The sequence below is a fragment of the Paenibacillus sp. Z3-2 genome (genome assembly GCF_054161325.1).
Genome location: NZ_CP096397.1, coordinates 6,575,627 through 6,594,068, shown reverse-complemented (window position 1 = coordinate 6,594,068; position 18,442 = coordinate 6,575,627). Strand labels below are relative to the sequence as shown.

General features: G+C 47.0%; 18 protein-coding genes. 16 read left to right on the top strand and 2 right to left on the bottom strand.

The features are described 5' to 3' along the window. Window positions 1–34 precede the first annotated feature (34 nt). The 7 genes from M1D71_RS29385 (at window position 35) to M1D71_RS29355 (ending at window position 8,814) form a co-directional block, all read left to right on the top strand. Window positions 35–844: a class I SAM-dependent methyltransferase gene (locus M1D71_RS29385; RefSeq protein WP_458124762.1), complete on the top strand. Its 810-nt coding sequence runs from the start codon at window positions 35–37 to the stop codon at window positions 842–844. A gap of 485 nt (window positions 845–1,329) precedes the next feature. Beyond that, window positions 1,330–2,862, top strand: coding sequence for a peptidoglycan DD-metalloendopeptidase family protein (locus M1D71_RS29380; RefSeq protein ID WP_458124761.1), 1,533 nt, complete (start codon window positions 1,330–1,332; stop codon window positions 2,860–2,862). Between the two features lie 246 nt (window positions 2,863–3,108). Next, on the top strand, window positions 3,109–3,831 hold the full coding sequence (gene yycF, locus M1D71_RS29375; RefSeq protein ID WP_074092884.1) for a response regulator YycF: 723 nt from the start codon (window positions 3,109–3,111) through the stop codon (window positions 3,829–3,831). Continuing rightward, the gene (gene walK / locus M1D71_RS29370; RefSeq protein ID WP_458124760.1) at window positions 3,831–5,681 is read left to right on the top strand and encodes a cell wall metabolism sensor histidine kinase WalK; all 1,851 of its coding nucleotides are present in this window, start codon (window positions 3,831–3,833) and stop codon (window positions 5,679–5,681) included. The genes yycF and walK overlap by 1 nt, the downstream gene beginning before the upstream one ends. After that, on the top strand, window positions 5,665–6,945 hold the full coding sequence (locus tag M1D71_RS29365) for a YycH family regulatory protein (protein ID WP_458124759.1): 1,281 nt from the start codon (window positions 5,665–5,667) through the stop codon (window positions 6,943–6,945). Before walK ends, M1D71_RS29365 begins: the two co-directional genes overlap by 17 nt. 312 nt (window positions 6,946–7,257) lie before the next feature. Continuing rightward, on the top strand, window positions 7,258–8,001 hold the full coding sequence (gene yycI / locus M1D71_RS29360; protein WP_458124758.1) for a two-component system regulatory protein YycI: 744 nt from the start codon (window positions 7,258–7,260) through the stop codon (window positions 7,999–8,001). A gap of 6 nt (window positions 8,002–8,007) precedes the next feature. After that, window positions 8,008–8,814, top strand: coding sequence for an MBL fold metallo-hydrolase (locus tag M1D71_RS29355; protein ID WP_145324957.1), 807 nt, complete (start codon window positions 8,008–8,010; stop codon window positions 8,812–8,814). Here M1D71_RS29355 and M1D71_RS29350 read toward each other — a convergent pair. Next, window positions 8,783–8,995 (bottom strand): hypothetical protein, encoded by a 213-nt coding sequence (locus M1D71_RS29350; protein ID WP_036611899.1) that lies wholly within the window; start codon window positions 8,993–8,995, stop codon window positions 8,783–8,785. The two genes, M1D71_RS29355 and M1D71_RS29350, sit on opposite strands and share 32 nt — an antisense overlap. A 719-nt stretch (window positions 8,996–9,714) precedes the next feature. On the opposite strand from M1D71_RS29350, the gene M1D71_RS29345 reads away from it, so the two are divergent. The 9 genes from M1D71_RS29345 (at window position 9,715) to M1D71_RS29305 (ending at window position 16,301) form a co-directional block, all read left to right on the top strand. Then, entirely contained in the window at window positions 9,715–10,989 is a 1,275-nt protein-coding gene (locus M1D71_RS29345) for a S1C family serine protease (protein ID WP_458124757.1), read from the top strand. A 392-nt stretch (window positions 10,990–11,381) separates the two neighbouring features. After that, window positions 11,382–11,915 (top strand): hypothetical protein, encoded by a 534-nt coding sequence (locus M1D71_RS29340; RefSeq protein WP_458124756.1) that lies wholly within the window; start codon window positions 11,382–11,384, stop codon window positions 11,913–11,915. A gap of 235 nt (window positions 11,916–12,150) precedes the next feature. Further along, window positions 12,151–12,318 carry a CxxH/CxxC protein gene (locus tag M1D71_RS29335; protein WP_017691462.1) on the top strand — a complete coding sequence of 56 codons (168 nt, stop codon included), beginning with the start codon at window positions 12,151–12,153 and terminating at the stop codon, window positions 12,316–12,318. A gap of 103 nt (window positions 12,319–12,421) precedes the next feature. Then, entirely contained in the window at window positions 12,422–12,604 is a 183-nt protein-coding gene (locus M1D71_RS29330; RefSeq protein ID WP_458124755.1) for a hypothetical protein, read from the top strand. 205 nt (window positions 12,605–12,809) lie between these two features. After that, window positions 12,810–13,289, top strand: a complete 480-nt coding sequence (rlmH, locus tag M1D71_RS29325; RefSeq protein WP_017691463.1) for a 23S rRNA (pseudouridine(1915)-N(3))-methyltransferase RlmH — start codon at window positions 12,810–12,812, stop codon at window positions 13,287–13,289. Window positions 13,290–13,506: 217 nt separating this feature from the next. Then, window positions 13,507–14,442, top strand: a complete 936-nt coding sequence (locus M1D71_RS29320) for a hypothetical protein (RefSeq protein ID WP_441929788.1) — start codon at window positions 13,507–13,509, stop codon at window positions 14,440–14,442. Continuing rightward, window positions 14,443–14,865 (top strand): hypothetical protein, encoded by a 423-nt coding sequence (locus M1D71_RS29315; protein WP_441929789.1) that lies wholly within the window; start codon window positions 14,443–14,445, stop codon window positions 14,863–14,865. A gap of 582 nt (window positions 14,866–15,447) precedes the next feature. Beyond that, on the top strand, window positions 15,448–15,909 hold the full coding sequence (locus tag M1D71_RS29310) for a hypothetical protein (protein ID WP_458124754.1): 462 nt from the start codon (window positions 15,448–15,450) through the stop codon (window positions 15,907–15,909). Window positions 15,910–15,980: 71 nt separating this feature from the next. Further along, window positions 15,981–16,301 (top strand): hypothetical protein, encoded by a 321-nt coding sequence (locus M1D71_RS29305; RefSeq protein WP_458124753.1) that lies wholly within the window; start codon window positions 15,981–15,983, stop codon window positions 16,299–16,301. Window positions 16,302–16,778: 477 nt separating this feature from the next. On the opposite strand, the gene M1D71_RS29300 is transcribed toward M1D71_RS29305, so the two are convergent. Further along, window positions 16,779–18,440 (bottom strand): recombinase family protein, encoded by a 1,662-nt coding sequence (locus M1D71_RS29300; RefSeq protein WP_458124752.1) that lies wholly within the window; start codon window positions 18,438–18,440, stop codon window positions 16,779–16,781. Window positions 18,441–18,442: the final 2 nt, after the last annotated feature.

Here is an 18,442-nt window from a genome sequence, read left to right as displayed (position 1 = left end):
TTTATGAATACACTAATTGGAGGTATTATCGAACATGAACTTATATCATTCGAAGTCAGAATCGTCAGTAAAAAAGATTACCAAGGCAGCAAAAGAGAGATTTGAGCAAGGTCTGCAAGAGGCAGATCAGCCCTTTAGTGGCTGGGATTTTAGCTATGTAACAGGGAGTGGCCGACTCCAGAGCGGAATGTTGCCGTGGTCCTATGGAACGATGGTGCGCCGATTGTTGAATCAGACAGATCGAATGCTCGACATGGGGACTGGTGGAGGAGAAATGCTGTCCAGACTACTTCCGCTTCCTCCGTACACATGTGCGACTGAAGGATATCTCCCGAATATACCGATTGCAGAGGAACGTTTGCAGCCGCTCGGTGTGAAGGTATTTCCTGTGACGGATGATTCGCAACTGCCTTTCGAAGACGGGGAGTTCGATCTAATTCTTAATCGGCACGAATCGTATGATGAAAAGGAAGTTAGGCGGATTCTGTCCACAGGAGGATTGTTTCTAACTCAACAGGTAGGCTGGTCAGATTGCCGGGAGATCAATGATCGACTTAGCATTCCTATGCCAGTGGACTACGCTGGCTGGGAGCTGGAACGTGCTGTTCTTCAGCTGGAACAGTGTGGATTCCGTATTATAGAGCAACGCGAAGCAGCCCCCACGCAGCGGTTCTATGATATAGGCGCACTGGTCTATTATTTGAAGACCATCCCGTGGCAAGTCCCTGATTTTAAGGTAGAACAGTTTCTAGAACCATTAATGGATATTCATATGGAGATGGAGCAAAATGGATTCTGGGAAGTGCAGCAAAAACGATTTTTAATTCTTGCAGTCAAAGAATAGAGACTTGAGAGTTAATTTCTATTAAAGCATGAAATGAAATGGAGTCTAAGATAAACCACGAATAGATAGTTTACGTAATCCCCTATCAGAGCTGATCTGGTAGGGGATTTTATTTGTATTTTTATGAAAAATATAGCATATTTCACTGGGTCTTAGAACCTAGTCTTAAATTGCGAGTAAAGTACATAGTACAGCCGATGTTGAGGCATAATGGGTGATGGGCCAGCCGCCCCATCGTATGGATAATTCAGGGAAACCACGCGGGGCGTGGCTTTGCGGTGTGACGTGTAGAGTTGAAAAGAGTGTAAAACCTGTGTTAAAGTATACGGGTGTGATAAAAGGTTAAAATTTTGACACTTTTACGAGCGCAGCTAAAGTCCTGATTTTGCGGACACCCAATACAAGTATCAACGAGCATGGGGCAGACACGATGGGTGATGTCTTGACAGAAATGCGAACTGAGAAGTGCTGAAAAGGAGAGAATCATGAAAGGTTTCAGAGGCATACGCCAACCGGGCAAAGACCGGGTACACGAACAATCCGGGGAACACCGGACGGCCGAAGACAAAAACAACATGAGCATGTCCACCTTCAGTGTGAATAAGAAGCGCGTTCTGGCCTCGCGCAAATGGATCATTACAGCAGCATGCGGTGTGTTCATCGCAGCATCGATCGGATTCGCAGGCAAACAATATGTTACTGCAAACACCGTCCCGTACTATAAAGTAATGGTTAAAGGTAGCGAGATTGGTACCATTGCAGATGAAGCACAACTACAACAACTGTTTACAGACAAAACCGAGGAATATCAACATAAATATCCGGATGCAGAGATGGTACTGAACACGGATGGCATCACGACCGAAACGGTAAAAGCATACAAACCTGAAGTAAACAGTGATGAAACGCTGGATAAACTGGGCGACATGCTGACAGCTTACGCCAAGGGTGTGGAGCTTAAGGTAGACGGTGAAGTCATTGGCATTGTGAAAGATCAGGCAACAGCGGATGCAATCCTGGAACAAGTGCAAAGCAAATACATATCGGCATCGGCTGTGCGAAGTTCGCTGAAGACGAAGTCGGTATCGGCTAATTCCTCGAAGAAAGACGAGGGACCGAGCACAACCCTGAAGTCGGTAGGCATCAAGGAAGATGTAGCGACGGATGTGGTGAAGGCTGATCCAAACAAAATATGGGATGTGTCCGAGGCGGTTAAAGCATTAACCGTTGGTAAAGACGCGCCTGTAACTTATGTGGTTCATGAAGGAGATACGATCTCTTCGATCGCTGCCAAATATGAAATTACACAAAGTGAGATTCGCAAAAATAATCCGGGCATCAAGGAAACGTCACTCCAAATTGGAGACGAACTGACCCTGACCGTGCCTAAGCCAGCTGTTACCGTTAAATCGGTTGAACAAGTGGTAGAACAGATTGAGATTAAACCGCAAGTAGAGGTTCGAAAAAGTGCCGAACTGAAAGCAGGAATAACGAAAGTCGTGCGTCCTGGACAAAGCGGATTGAAAAGCATGCAATACCGTATAACAAAAGAAAATGGTGAAGTTGTTCAGGAGGAATGGCTTGGCCAGGAAGTGATCAAAACCGCTGTAACTGAAGTCGTTCTAAGTGGAACAAAAGTCGTTGGTGAGGGCACGGGTGAATTTGCTTGGCCTGTATCGAATGCAACGATGAGCAGCAGCTTCGGACAACGTTGGGGTCGCCAGCACAAAGGTGTGGATCTGGTAGGTAGCCGGGATGTGAAGTCAGCCGATGAAGGCGTGGTTACTTTTGCAGGGCAGAAGAGTGGTTATGGCAATGTCATCATTATTAACCATCGTAATGGATACGAAACATTGTATGGTCATCTGGATAGTATCGGTGTGAAGGTTGGACAAGTGGTTGAAAAAGGGGAGAGCATCGGCGTTATGGGTAACACGGGACGCTCGACCGGGACACATCTGCACTTCGAGATCCTGAAGAACGGCACAGCGGAGAATCCGATGACGTATTTGAACTAATATAGGCTAAAGGAGAGCAAGGTTGGCTATGATGCCGGCCTTGTTTTTTGCTGCTGTAAAATATTTTCAGATGAAAGGCCTTCCAAGCACCGGATCGGGATGTGACGGTGGTTCAGGTATGTTAAACTATAGAGTATAAACAACAAACTAGAGAAACCAATCAAGCAGGCTTGGTACAAGCTAAACATAGAAGAGAGAGATAGACGCTAACGCGGATTAAGCAGGATATAGGGGTGAACTTAGCCGATGCAAGGGAAGATTTTGGTGGTGGACGATGAACAGCCCATCGCGGACATTCTGAAGTTTAATTTGGAAAAAGAGGGGTACGAGGTCATCTGTGCATTTGATGGCATTCGTGCAGTTGAATTGGCGTTATCCGAGAAACCGGATCTGATGCTGCTGGATCTGATGCTCCCGGGAAAGGACGGTATGGATGTCTGTCGTGAGGTGCGCGCTCATCTGGAGATGCCGATCATCATGCTTACCGCCAAAGATGGCGAGATCGACAAGGTGCTCGGGCTGGAACTGGGTGCGGATGATTACGTAACGAAACCCTTCAGTACGCGTGAGCTGCTTGCACGGGTGAAGGCACAGATGCGCAGACGGCAAAAACTTGCAATTACGGCAGAAGCGCCGGAAGACGAGGAGAAGCAGGTCATGCGACTGTTTGATCTGGCTTTTGATATGGACATGTACACGGCTTACAAAGGCGGAGAACCTCTCGATCTGACCCACCGTGAATATGAACTTCTCTATTATATGGCGAAGCATTCCGGCAAGGTTATGACACGGGAACATCTACTGCAAGCGGTATGGGGATATGAATATTTCGGCGATGTACGTACCGTGGATGTCACGATCCGTCGTCTGCGTGAGAAGATAGAGGAGAATCCGAGCAAACCGGAAACGATTCTGACACGCCGCGGGCTCGGTTATCTCGTGCGCAGTGCCAAAAGCGTGGGGATATAATGGGCCGATTCGCGCGATTCTCGTTCTTCCGAACGATTCAGGCGAAATTGATTATTATCTATGTACTGCTGATTCTGATTGCGATGCAATTGATCGGCGTTTATTTTGTGAGTGCGATGAAGAACTCGCTGACGAGCAACTTTACGGAAGACTTGCAAGCGCGTGCGGAAATGCTGTCGGTTCTCGTGGGGGAGACGATGGCGGGCGGAGAAGCAGAGGCTGGCGAGGACAAAACGGAAAATCTGCGTGTGCTGGTGAACAACCTGTTCAACATTAACGGCGCGGAGATTCAGGTGCTGGATGCCAGCGGCAAGGTACTCACGACCTCGCTAAGTTCACATTCCGACTATGTGGGGCGCAAAAATACCCAGACCGTAGTCAGCCGTGCGCTGCAAGGCATTCGGGACAATGAGGAATATATCGTGGACGAGGATAATGTTCGCAAAAAGGTCGTCGCCAAGCCGGTGCTGTCCGGCGGCAAAATCATTGGCGCGGTCTACATCGCGGCATCCATGAACGAGTTGTATTCCACGATGGAGGGAATCAACAAAATTTTTATCTCCGGCATTCTGATTGCCTTGGTGTTAACGGCAGTGCTTGGCGTGATTCTGTCGCATACGATCACACAGCCGATTAAGGAAGTGACGCGGAGAGCGACAGCGGTCGCAGAAGGTAACTTCGATCAGCAGACACCTGTATTCGGCACGGATGAGATTGGTCAGCTCAGTCGGGCTTTTAACTATATGACCAGCAGGCTTCGTGATGCGCTCTCGCAGAATGAAGAGGAGAAGGAGAAACTGACCTCCATTCTGACCAATATGAGTGATGGTGTGGTAGCCACGGATGAGTACGGTAAAGTTATTCTGGTGAACCGCCGTGCCAGCAGCATTCTGGGCATGCGTCCTGCGGATATCGAAGGAAGACATTTTGCCATATTGCTCGGCATTGATCCGGAGGATGCGGAAGCTCTCGCGAGTGGTTTCACAGGTTCCACGCTACTCCAGATTGCACCCGCGGGACAAGAAGAGCCTGTGGTCATTCGAATGACGTTCACACCGGTTCATCGGCGTGAGTTGGGTATCACGGGAACCATTGCCGTACTTCAGGATGTCACCGAGCAGGAAGAGCTTGAAGCATCCCGGCGTGAATTCGTGGCCAATGTATCCCATGAGTTGCGGACACCCCTTACTACGATCAAGAGCTACGCTGAAGCACTGGACGACGGTGCGCTGGAAGATCCGCAGCTTGCTGGTCGTTTCGTTGGTGTTATTCAGAACGAGACGGAGCGAATGATCAGGCTGGTTACGGATCTGCTGCATCTCTCGCGGCTTGATTCCAAGGAAGCTTTGCTGCGCAAGCAGCCAACCGATATTCTGGAGATGCTGGAGGAAGTGACGGATCGTTTCTCGTTCCAGATGCATCAGAAGGATATTCAACCTGTGCTGTCTGTAGAGAACGATATTCCAGCTGTTCCGCTGGATCGTGACCAGATCGATCAGGTGCTGGATAATGTCGTGTCCAATGCGCTGAAATATACATTGGAAGGTGGCACCATTACCATTGCGGCCAGACGCAGTGAGGAGCATACACTTGCCATCTCGGTATCGGATACCGGAATGGGTATTCCACAGCGTGATCTGGATCGCATTTTTGAGCGGTTTTATCGGGTGGACAAGGCTCGATCCCGCAGTATGGGAGGCACAGGGCTGGGACTGTCCATTGCCCGGGAAATTGTGAAGGCGCATGATGGTAGCATCTCTCTGGAGTCCGAGGTAGACGTGGGCACGACAGTTACGTTCACGCTGCCGATGCGCGAGGAAGGGGGTGAGCACCGTGAAGGAACGGATTAAATCCCTGGTGCTTGCTACCCTTGTCGCCGCCAGTCTGGTACAGAGTTATTTCCTGATCTATCGTTTGCCCGGAGGCGGGGATTCCATCGTGACATCAGAGACGAACTATGTGAAGACGGAAAATATGGGTCAGGAACGTAATATTGAAGAATTGATCTTCCCCGATCAGATGATTATTCATCTGGGCGAGGACAAACATACGGTGTTTTACCCTGGGAATACGTTCTATCAGTTGATCTATTCAAGGTTACAGGGGCGAGCGTTCGATGATTTTCAGCGCCGCAGTGTGCAATCGGTGAATTGGGATCAGATTCGCAAGGAGAATCCTGGGTTTGAGCTTTCGTTCAAGGAAGGTATCCCCGTAGCATTGTTACAGCGGGTGATGAGACTGGGGACAGATTCCTTGTTCCAAGGGGAGACCATTAACCGAATCTCGATCTATACAGCTAAAAATGAAACGAAGGCCCATGCGCTGTTCTTCAGCGCCAAGGGAGATGTGGTATACGAAGCAACTCAGGCAGACTTGACGGTACAGGACGTTCAGCAGCATGTCGACTTCGGTACGAACTGGACGCCATATACACGGATGGACGGCGGGTATTATATCCCGATGGAAGCTCTGGAGACGATTGAAGCAGATGTGCCGACAGGTCAGTTCACGGTTGAGCAGATGCAACGCAGTCTGTTCTTCGATCCAAGCATGACCCGGAACATACGGGAAAAGGATGGGTCGGAGATCTACACGGACAGTAAACGTAGTCTGCAGGTAAAACAGGAACAACGCTGGATCAGCTACACCGACCCAGCCGCACCGCCTGCGGGACAGATTGATCCCGCGAAGGATGCGCTGTCTGCGGTTGATTTTGTGAATCAGCATGGAGGCTGGAAAGGCAGGTCGCGCATGATGCTAGAGACCGCTGACAGCAAGACACAGCTTGAATTCCAGCAGTACTACGGCAGCTATCCGATTATGGATTCCATGCAGTTCCGCTTCGGCACGATCAGCATGGAGATGCGGCAGGAAACGGTGTCCAGCTACGAACGATCGCTGGAATACCTGAACGAAGGCACAGAGACGAAGAAATCCGTGAAATTACCTGGTGGGGAGAAGCTCCGGGCTCTGATTAAAAAGGTAGCGGGTGAGAATCGCCAGGTAGTGGACGTGTACCCGGCATATCGTCCTTCTACAATTGAGGACGGGCTGAAGCTGATCCCGGTATGGGTAATCCGCTTTGGAAACGGGGAGGAAACCACCGTATCTTGATAGGTTATAGTCATTGAACTAAAGAGTAGCTGTACTTTATCACTACGCGTGCAGAATAACCTTCCGATCGCTGTTACCCCCAGATTTCTTGAACTCCCTTTAATAAGGGGGAAATCTGTTGGTAAAGGCGGGGCAAGTGCTTACGATGTAGCTTTCTTTCAGAAAGCTTTTAGCTCCGCTTCTTCAGGTTATTTCTGCCCTCTCCGTTGTCGTATAGCTTTAAGTTCAAAGGCTAGTAAACGGCTAGTTCCGGTGGAAGGGTAGGCAATTTGAGAAAGTATTTCAGCCAGTTAACTGAAGGAGGTGAATGTTTTGGATTGGGGACGGGCGAAAAATGTGTTGATCTATGCCTTTCTGCTGCTCAATCTGGTGCTGGGATACCAGATCTGGATGGATGCGCGGGAGACGGCTGGAGCCAATCTGGACTTCACCTCACTGGCAGATAATACACAGCAGGCGATGGAAGAGAAGGGCATTCAGGTACTGGCTCCGATTCCAAACGAGACGCCGAAGTTACCAAAGTTGTCCTATGAGTTCATTGAAGAGGACAAGGCCGGCATTGATATGGAATTGGAACAGCCTGTAGATAGCAAGCTGATCTTTTCACAGAGCGAGCTAGAAGACGCGTTACAGGGTGAGATTCCACAGATCGGGACATACCGGCTGGATCAGCTGATGGCCGAGGATGGAGCTTTTGTGCTTCACCCCCTGGTGGACGGCAAATGGCCGCTCTTCAATGTGAGTCTGGAGCTATTCTACAGCGACCAGAAAATAACGGGTTACCGTCAGACTCCGGTGCGGATTACGACCGCAGAGGAGAGCGATCAGCAGGTGCTTCCGGCGTCGAAGGCGCTGGGGACGCTGATCGAGAACTTTTTGCCAAATGATGCAATTGTCAAAGATATTCAGCTAGGCTATTACGGCCAGTTGTTCAATTCAGATATACAGGTAGCGATGCCGGCATGGCGGTTCGTGCTGGAAAGTGGCGAAGTATTGTACGTGCAGGGCATCAGTGGGGATGTATTCAGTCCCAAGACAGACAAACCAGGGGAGTAATGCGTTATGGGGATATATTTTACCGTGTTATCCAGCGGTTCGACAGGCAATGCCACGGTCATACAACATGGGGGCACATCACTTATGATTGACGCGGGTCTTAGTGCGAAGCGATTGGATGCACTGTTTCAGGAAAGGGAGATTTCTGGGGCAGAACTGGACGGGATTCTGGTTACACATGAACATTCTGATCACATTAAAGGACTAGGCGCGATGTCTCGGAAATATAATTTACCAATCTATGCGAATCTGAATACGTGGGCGGCACTGGAGAAGTCGGTTGGGGCGATTCCAGAGGAAAACCGGAGGGTATTTGAGACAGGTGAAAAGCATGATTTTGGGTCATTGCGTGTGGAATCCTTTGGGATCTCGCATGATGCGGCTGAGCCGGTAGGTTATACGTTCGATGACGGCAGTGAGAAGCTGTCTGTTGCAACGGATCTTGGGTACATGAGTGACAAGGTCCGCGATGCAATTGCAGATTCTGACGTACTGGTGCTGGAGGCGAATCATGATGTCGAATTGCTGCGTATGGGGCGTTATCCATGGAACACCAAGCGCCGGATTTTGAGCGACATCGGGCATTTGTCGAACGAAGCAGCAGGCGCAGCGCTTAGTGAACTGATGAACGGACGCATCAAGCGCACGTATCTGGCACATCTTAGCCGAGATCATAATATGATGGACTTGGCGAAAATGTCGGTACGTGACGCGATGGAGAGCCGAGGTTGTTTCTATCGGGATCATGAGTTCAAACTCTGTGATACGTATTACGACCGTCCTACGCCATGGGATAGGGTGGGTGAGCCATAAAGCTGTCGAGTTCGGCGGCTTTGCGCTCGACTTCCTCGCGGGTTAGGATGCCTTTATCGATAAGCAGTTCAATGATGGTACTGAGGGCAAGGGTATTACGATAGTGTTCTTCCTTGAGATCGGCCAGCTTGGCCGCCATATGAACTTCATCCATGGCTGTGAGTGTACGCGTGCGATCCATGTATATATCCTCCTCTATGAAGCTTCGAATTGTCTTTTACTATTATTGTAGTCAGGCTGGGTGGAAAACATTCCTCTTTTTGCCGCTATAATTCACGTGATAAGGCGTGTATGCTGAACCTGTGACCATGCAGGGGTGAAAAAGTTCTTCAAAATGGCCAAAACGGCGCTTAGCGGACCTGATTTTGTGGTGATAGATACTATGGACCTTTATTGTTAAGCGCGTTATAGCTGAAATTTGCGTTAATTTTCATAATTATGCAACTTTTTGAGATTTGTCGTGTTTAGTATATGAGGAGCATTGTGATTTTGGCTGTTTTGCGTGTGAAATGGCATGTCATAGAATGCGAGAGCATGATTGATAGAGTCACTGACAGAATGGAGTGTCCGTTCTGTTGTACATAGACGCTGTATCTCGATTTGATGCCGGGATGCGGCGATATGCAAGACCATTTTGTGAAAATGCAAAAAAGTATGAGATAACCGTTGGGGTCTTCACGTAACGAAGACGACAGAAGAAACCTGAAGAAACAGAGTGTTCGCCTTTAGGAACAAATTTTTACCTTGGAAGAGGGGATCAAAAAAATTTGTGAGTAACAGCGATCGGAAGGTTCGTCTGTTGGCGGAGTGGTGTATGTGAGAACTCCATCGTTAATCCATGCGACAACTTAGGCGGCAGTCAGGGTCTTGATGCGTGACAACGAAGGGGAGAGGATCACGATGGGATTGTTTGGAGACGATTTTTATTCAACCAAAGTATCAAGACGCGCCGAACCTGAACAGAAAGGCAAACTTCAGATTATCCGCCCTGGAGGCCGGGCACGTGGACGTGACCGCTGGAGCAATCCGCGCAGATCGCGTACAGGAATCAGTTCCACAGTGAAAGTAGCGGTGATCAGCTCGGTAATCAGCTCCATCGTGACCGTCACGCTGTTTAGCTTCATCACACAGCCCACATCGTTACCGCTGGCGAATGCTACAGGCAACGGAGGTGGCGGTGCACAGGTAGCACAGGCAGCTGATCCGTACGATCGGATTATTCAGGCGGCAGCCCATGTTCGTCCTTCCGTGGTGAGCATTGTGAACCATAAAACGGGTAGCAGTCTATCGATGGAAGATTCGGCGCTGGGTTCAGGGGTCATTTTCAAGAAGGAAGATGGCAAGGCCTATATTATGACCAACCACCACGTCGTGGAGGGCGCGAGTGATCTGGAGATTGTGACCGTAGATGGGAAGACACACAAAGCGAAGCTGGTTGGTAAAGACCGGGTAAGTGACATTGCGGTACTATCCGCAGAAGATAAAGGGCTGGGTGCAGTCGCAGAGATCGGTGATTCCAGTAAACTTCAACGTGGTCAAACGGTGCTGGCGATCGGGAACCCGCTCGGTCTGGGCGGTACGCTGACCTCCGGTATTGTCAGTTACACGGATCGTATTCTACCTGTATCGATCAATCAGGACGGAGTATACGACTGGGAGCAAAACGTAATCCAGACGGATGCGGCGATTAATGAAGGCAATAGTGGCGGTGCGTTAGTTGATTTGAACGGCAAAGTGGTCGGCATCAACACGATGAAGATCTCGGATACGGGCGTTGAAGGTCTCGGCTTCGCGATTCCGATGAACGAAGTGATGAGAACGGTCGATTCTCTGCTCTTGAACGGCAAAGTATCTCGTCCATATCTGGGCGTGTACACGGTGGATCTGAGCAATCCTTATGCACCACTGGATGACGAGCAGCGTAAGGATCTGAAGCTGCCATCTCACGTGGACAGCGGCGTGGTTGTGCTGGAAGCATCCGGTCCGGCGTCGGAAGCGGGCATGAAGCTGAATGATGTCATTACGGAATTTGACGGGCAAGAAATTACCTCCACGCTTGATCTGCGGAAGTATCTGTACGATGAGAAGAAGATAGGGGACACCATTGAAGTAACCTTTTACCGGGACGGTAAAGCTGAGAAAGTATCGGTGAAGCTGACGGATAAGCCGGAATAAGGGAATTTCAAACGGAGCCTATGCTGTTGTTTGGAGTGTAATAGGGCAATGCTAGAGGAGTGATCAGATATCTGACCACTCTTTTTTAGTTGTTGGTTTAGCATGATGCACAATGTTTGTTTGTATAAGGTAGGGCAGGTCGTAATTACATAAGTCAGGACATCGAATTAACACTGGCTGTACTAGGGATTGGACGTGCTCGTTCGACAGTAAATGAGCAGATCAACCATTTTATGTTCTCATGATCAGTTAGACCCGGAGCCAAAGGAGCAGATACATAAGACTAGGGCTGTGGTAAACTGTTGTCAATATGTTGGAGACGGTCGCTAATACAAATAACATCTGTTTGTCGATCACATTTTTTTTATTTTAGAATGGAAGGGGTATTTCTAATGAAACGATTGAGGAAAAAAATGCTTGGGGGAACGAGCTTGGCGCTGTCCCTGTTTATGCTGTCTGCCTGTGGATCTGAGGTAGCTACAACAGCTACAACAGGAGCATCAGTGGATACAAGTGCTTTGCAGGAGAAGATTGCTGGGCTGGAGAAGAAACTGGTGGAACAGGGAGCCAAGAGCAGTGAGCAGGAACAAAAAATCGCAGCACTTGAGGCCAAGTTGAATGAGCTGAGTACAAATGTGATTGCGGTAGGTCAGGCTGGTGGTCAAACGCCTGCAGCCTCAGGAAACAACGGATCAGCCGGGAAAGGCGACGGGGTGCTAATTACATTTGCTCAGTATGAGAAGCTTGAGGTTGGCATGTCGGTGGAAGATGTTATCGAGATCCTTGGCGGCGAAGGTGAAGCGCTGAGTGAAGCGGAGAATATGGTGGTGTACAACTATAAAGGTACAGCTGGCAATGGTGCCAATGCTGTGATTGCTTTTCAAGGTGGCAAGCTGTTGACGAAAGCTCAGTCGGGATTGAATTAAAGAGCGTGGATTAAGGAGCATTCTTTTCGTGATACCGTGGAGGCATCCGGAAGGATGCTTTTTGTTGTTTATTTTTGCGCTATGGAGAGGTTTGGTGGAGGTTGGGCACGATAAATTAGGGCTGGGGGTTTCTTTTCGGTGGCAGGTGTGATAGAACTGAGAAGTGGCTATCCTGTAATGGGATACGCGGTTGTGAATCGGGAACATAGCTGGTTACAGAAAGGATGCTTAACGGATGTACGTTGTATGCAAAGAACACGTGGACATTGCCATCGACATGTTTGTCGATGAGTATGAGGACGCTCCAGATATCGTTGATCTGAAGGAGACGGAATTTGCCGACTGGGACCCGCCTGCGAAATGCGCCGAGTGCGAGCAGCACGCGGAATTCCTCGTCGTTTAGCGTACTGTAGGATTTAGATGGCTGGAGGCGTGACTATAGGTGGCGCTTCTGGCTGACTTTCCATCCGGTATGAACATCACAGCAAGAAGCCAAGGAGAGCGTGATGAGCGCTCTTTTTGTGTTTATGGAAGAATTGGTATGGATAGTAGGCAGCGAGGAGCTGGGCGAGGGAAAAGTGACGAAGAGTGACAGAGATCTGCGTAAGGATGTGGCGTTGTTGGGCCGGGTGGCTCTAACGAACCTGAGACTCCTTATTCGGGGCAAATCCTGCATAGTTGAAATCTAACGAATCGTAGACACGTTATGATAGGGAAATGACCTAGAATCGGTGGGGAAATACCGTTTTGTGCGGGATAGCGTGTTTCAGATTCCTTAGATTTTAAAGAAGCCGAAAAGTGTAGTATAGGTATAATACAGTTGGTACGAGCGATGCTATGAAGCATCTTACTTATAGAATATCTCGCAAGACAATTTAGGAGGAATGGATTGTTATGTTTATTCAGATTATTGGCGTAGGCAAATTGAAGGAAAAATATTTAACGCTGGGCATTCAGGAATATGCCAAGCGGCTCGCCCCGTACATCAAGTTTCAGATGATCGAGGTCGCAGACGAAAAGGCGCCCGATACCCTGAGCGAAGCTGAGGTTCGGGCGGTAAAGGAGCGCGAGGGCGAACGCATCCTCGCGCATGTGAAGAGCGAGGCGCACGTCGTCGCGCTCGCCTTGGATGGCCAGCTCTGGAGTTCCGAGGAGCTGGCACTAGAGATCGACAAGCTCGGCACGTATGGGACGAGCCATGTCGTGTTTGTCATCGGAGGAAGCCATGGGCTCTCCGATGAGGTGTTGCGCCGCGCGAAGCAGCGCTTGAGCTTCGGGCGCATGACCCTGCCGCATCAGCTTATGCGGCTGGTGCTGGTGGAGCAGATTTATCGTGCTGTGAAGATCAATCGGGGAGAACCGTACCACAAGTAGGGCGAAATTCTTTGTGTACGTGTGTAAGTGAAGCAAATTTTTTGTTCAATTTACTGGAATATAGTAGTATTATTACATTAGTTTTGAAAGGCACAATTCAAATTTTTAATGTTTTAAATAAGGGCTGAGGTCAGTTTTTCGAAGTTCTGCAGGGGTTTTCCGAATTAGGAATATTAAAACCATAGCTTTATAAGAGAAAATCAGGGGGAGTCTATCAGTGAGTTTTTTTAAAAATGTAGTCACCTTTGGAGCACACGGGCGTGTTGAACGTAAGATTACTGAGTTTGAGGATTTAAAGATCCAATATGAACAGCTTTATACTGAAATGGAGTCTAAACGAAGAGATGTGGATATAACATTAGAGAACGTTATTCAAGTCAAGGTTAAAGCTGTTAAGAGTTTAAAGAAAATTAGTAAGGTTTCTAAGAATTTAAAGGGAAAAGACCGAGATGTTGTATCTAGAAGTTATGGAAATCAATATGAGATGATTGACTTCAAAAGAATTGAAACAACTATAACCGCTGGGCAAATCGCAATGTCAGCTACTAAAGGTGTGTCAGCAGGTGTTGGGACTGCCTTGGGGACTTGGGCACTCGTCACAACATTTGGAGCAGCTTCAACCGGTACAGCGATTGCTAGTCTATCAGGAGCAGCAGCCACGAACGCTACTCTAGCTTGGTTTGGTGGTGGGGCAATTGCTGCTGGTGGCGGTGGCATGGCTGCTGGAACCGCTGTTATTGGAGGGATCGTTGCAATTCCTGCTCTTGCATTACTTGGCGTGTTTAGTCACCTTAATGCTAACAAGAAAATTAATGAGATTGAAAGAGAAATGTATAGAGTAATTGGTTATATTGATCAAATGGAAGGTAACATACTTCAAATGAAACTTATAGAAAAACGATCTAATGAACTCATTATTGCAATTGATAAGGCGCAATCTGTTTTCGAAAGTGAATTAAGAGAAACTCTTCGTCACTTAAATAGATTCTTTATCATTTCTAAACTTGTTCGTTGGTTCCGTAGGAATTTGTTTCGGGGAAGCTATTATTCAGAAAATGATCTAAAGCATATTTCTTATATAGGTGGTATTGCATCCGATTTTGCAGCTATGATTGATACACCTGTTTTTGACGAAGAACTAGGAGGAATCTAATTGTTTAAGAAGGTAATGAAGGATAAGCAAATTCAACAGGCTGTTGTTAAATTAGGAGAAACCGCAAAGATTATCCCTACTCCTGATGTATTGCACTTATTTAACTTATTGGGCGAGGCGTACAAAGAGAAACAATTTACAAGTTTAGAACTAGCTAAACTAGAGGCACAAAAAGAAGTTGCTCTCTTTGAAATCAAAAGTAAATATGAACTTTATCACCAAGTATTCGACTCGATTTTTGAAGAGCGTAAAGTTGCTATTAATAAATCATTTGAAATAATAGATCGTGGTCTTGAATTAGGAGATAAGGAGATGGTAAACATAGGTATGCAGGGACTTAGTAAAATTGTTTCCAGCAGTCCATTTGCTAATCTTCAACAACTTTCTAACGCATTGGAAGGCAGAAATGTAATTGAAATATAGACTCTTACTAGGCTACTCGAAGAGGAGTAGTCAAGAAACTAACCACCGGAGAACTAATGTCGTTTTTTGTTTGAATGATGTACATATGAGATCCTCCAGACCAGAGTTAGCTCAAATCGGTAGTAAGAGTCTAATGTCGTATATTAATTTTCTAGCACTCAGCAAAACAGAGTGCTAACAAGAAAAAGAGAGATTGTAGGAGCCCAGTGTCGTCTTTTGGAGAAATTTGGACGAAAAAAGGCTGAAATCGCCTAATAGCGACTTTAGCCTTTTTGACTTTAAGTATAGCAAATTATAAAATGATAATGGGACAGAAGTATTTCAATGTCCGTTCGGTAAGTCTCTCAATGTCCCCACATTGAGAGTTCATACTTAATACAATTACCCGTTTCCATTCACGATGAGTTTATACTAACAGATTTCAGTCATTCTAGGCAAGGATATCATGAAATGTTCATTTTATGTTCGCCTTTCGTTCGGAAGTAAGAAACGAGTTTTGTAAGATCGGCAAAAAGCTAGGGGGTACATAATCGATTTCTTCCTGTCCCAAAATATAGAAATCAGGAAGGAAGATTGCAGTATATGCCAATCTATGAAGCGAATTATAAAACCAAAGAAACCGAAGAAATGGTCACAGTTTTTAATATTGAGCAACACGAAAATTACAATGATGTCAAAAATAATTTGTACTGCACTTATCTAGGTTGCGAAGCCAGATTGTCATACGTTCCCAAAGGCAAGGTAAGAGCTCACTTCAAAACTTGGCAAAAAGAGGATCATATACAGGATTGTATTGATTACTTTGAAAGAGAAGCAACAGCCAATAAACAAAAATCCATGGCAACATCAACTATGGAATTAAGTGATAAGCATGTGAAAAGTGTACTCGATAATTTGAGGAAAAAGAGAAAAGAGGAAGCAGCAGGATCTGAGAAACCTGCATCTGGAAACAAGAAGAAGAAACCCAGGCGGACAGTTGATCCAGACTCAGGTTCGAACACCTCTGTTAATATTGTCCCACTACTGGTCCAAATGCTGATCTAGCAAGTGGAGAGGATAATGTTAAGGAGCCTTCTGTCAGAACTAGATCACTTATCAATTTAACCGTTGATGATTTGAATTGGACTAGAAGTATAGAAGGTTACATTCAAAATGTTGAAGTGGGCGAGAAAAGAGCAGTTCTTCAACTGCAAGACGGTAATCATTTCTTTACAGTGTATTTTGAAGAATATTTCTTTGATAATGCCCCAGTTAACTTTGCTCGTTATTTCGAGGATTTGAAAGAGTTGGTCAGTGAACATAAAGGTTATTTGTTCTCTGGAGTTGGTCTAATTGAGCAACGAAATGAACAATTTTGTATGTTAGTCAATCGTGGGAATGACTTCCGCATCAATGATCATTACATTGCTTCCTTCCTTACTAATCCTTCAGCCTAATCAGTAAAGTGGTAAAACGGAGCCGTCCAGTACTTGGCTGGCTTTTGACTTGCCGTTATAGCTAGCGCGGAGAATCATACCACAAGTAGGGCGAGATTTAGGAGGTTATACGTTCGGGGGATATGAGAAGTGTCCTTCTAAAAATTGATAAATCTCGACTTGAATGAAACTAAGGTCTTCATCGTGCGTATAAATAAACAAAGACATTCTGTATTTAGGTTAGGGTCGGCGCTAATTGGTTCAAATCCAATCGGGTTCGTAAGCTACATTGTCCCTCTGGTCGTTCTTTCGTTGGTGAGATATTGGTTGGATGGCACTTCACTTTGCAAAGAGGATACCAAAGAGGAGGGGACGCCCATGAAGCGTAGTTTAAAGGATACAGGTAGAGGTCTAATCAAGGCTGTTGGAGAGACCGGATGGGCGTTAGCTACGAATTTAGTTGCATCGGGTGCTACGCTGACCTAAGTACAGAATCAATCAAATGATGATCCTTAATGTTTGTTTGATATGGGGGGCTTTTCCGGACAAAGGAAAAGCCCCTTCTGCTATTGGTTCAGCAGAAGGGGCTACGCTTAAAAAATGCTTCTCGGTTTGCTCGTTGAATGCAAGCTCAACGCTGCTGACTCGCTTCTTGTCGTCCAGCGTAATCTTCTTCACAATCAGGTGCATCAGGGTTTTGCGCTGTTGAAATGGGGAGTGACGTAGCAGGGCATCGAACTTCGTTATTAGGGAACGTACAAGCTCGTAGGATGCAGGATCAGCCTGATCATCTCGAAGCTCTAATTCCAGCTTTGACTTACGGGTTAGCTCGGTATCCAGCTCCTTGTTTAATATGCTCAGGCGTTCAGAAAACATATCGCGGTCAATATCGTCTATTTCATACAATTCAAGGTACTTGCGTTTCTTATCCTCCAGACTGGTGATACGTGCCTGTACTGCTGCTAACTCATCACGCAGCGGTTTGATCCGTCCAGATCGTCTTTCATTGACGCTACGGACAACTCTTTGTAGAATCTCTGGATTGACTACGGCTTGTCTGATGCGGTCAGTTACCGCTTGTTCGGCTTCTACCTTGCGGACGCTGTTGGCGTGGCATACGGCGCTGCCCTGGCTTCGAAATCGACCACAGGAATAGTACATCCTAGTGATCTTCTCCCCATCCTTCGACCGATTGACCGTGCGACTCGCGGTCATTGCAGCACCGCACTCAGGGCAACGAATCAGTCCAGTTAGCAGATACTCTCCTTCGAACCGCTTCTTGGGCAACGTGGCCTTCTTTTCCCGGAGTAGCTGAACCTTAACCCATAATTCTTGGCTAATAATCGGGGGATGATGGCCTTCTACGAGAATCGGCTCCTTATTCTTACCCTTACGTCTTCGTTCAGCCCAATTCTCGTAACGATTATAGCGGATTTTACCTACAAACATCGGATTATCTAAAAGGTCTCGGATTGCTGTAGTGGAGAAAGGCTTACCAGTTTGCGTTCTATGCCCTCTGTGATTCAATTCATTGGCAATGGTCTTTAATCCATGTCCAGAAGCATACTGCTCAAAGATATAGCGGACAATAACGGCTTCTTCCTCAGCTATAACGACTACCGATTTACTTACCCGTGAACTACCGGTGCCTGCAATTACTTTATACCCTAATGGAACTTTACCGTTATGGTGTCCCATCTTGGCTCGTTGCTTATGCCCCATCTTCACATTGTCTACTATGGTATTTCGCTCCAGTTCACCTACTGCCCCCATCATTTGGAGGGCGAATCGTCCCATGGGTGTACTCGTTTCAAAGTTTTCAGTGAAAGATCGGAATGAAATATTGTTTTTCTCCAGCAAATCTACAATATGGAGTAGATCGATGCTCTTCCGAGCCATCCGATTGAATTTCCATACGATGACTTCATTGAACTTACTTTCTTCTGCATCTTTCAAAAGCCGTTGAATTTCATAGCGTCCTTTGATGCTTTTTCCACTGACCCCGCGATCTACGTACTCATCTACAATCTCTCCGCCATACAGCTCACAGTATTTTCTCAGGGTATCGAGCTGGGCATCAATGGAATAGCCGTGTTCGGCTTGTTCTTCTGTGCTGACACGCGCGTAAATAGCAACTTTCTTCGGTAGTCCTTGGTTCATTT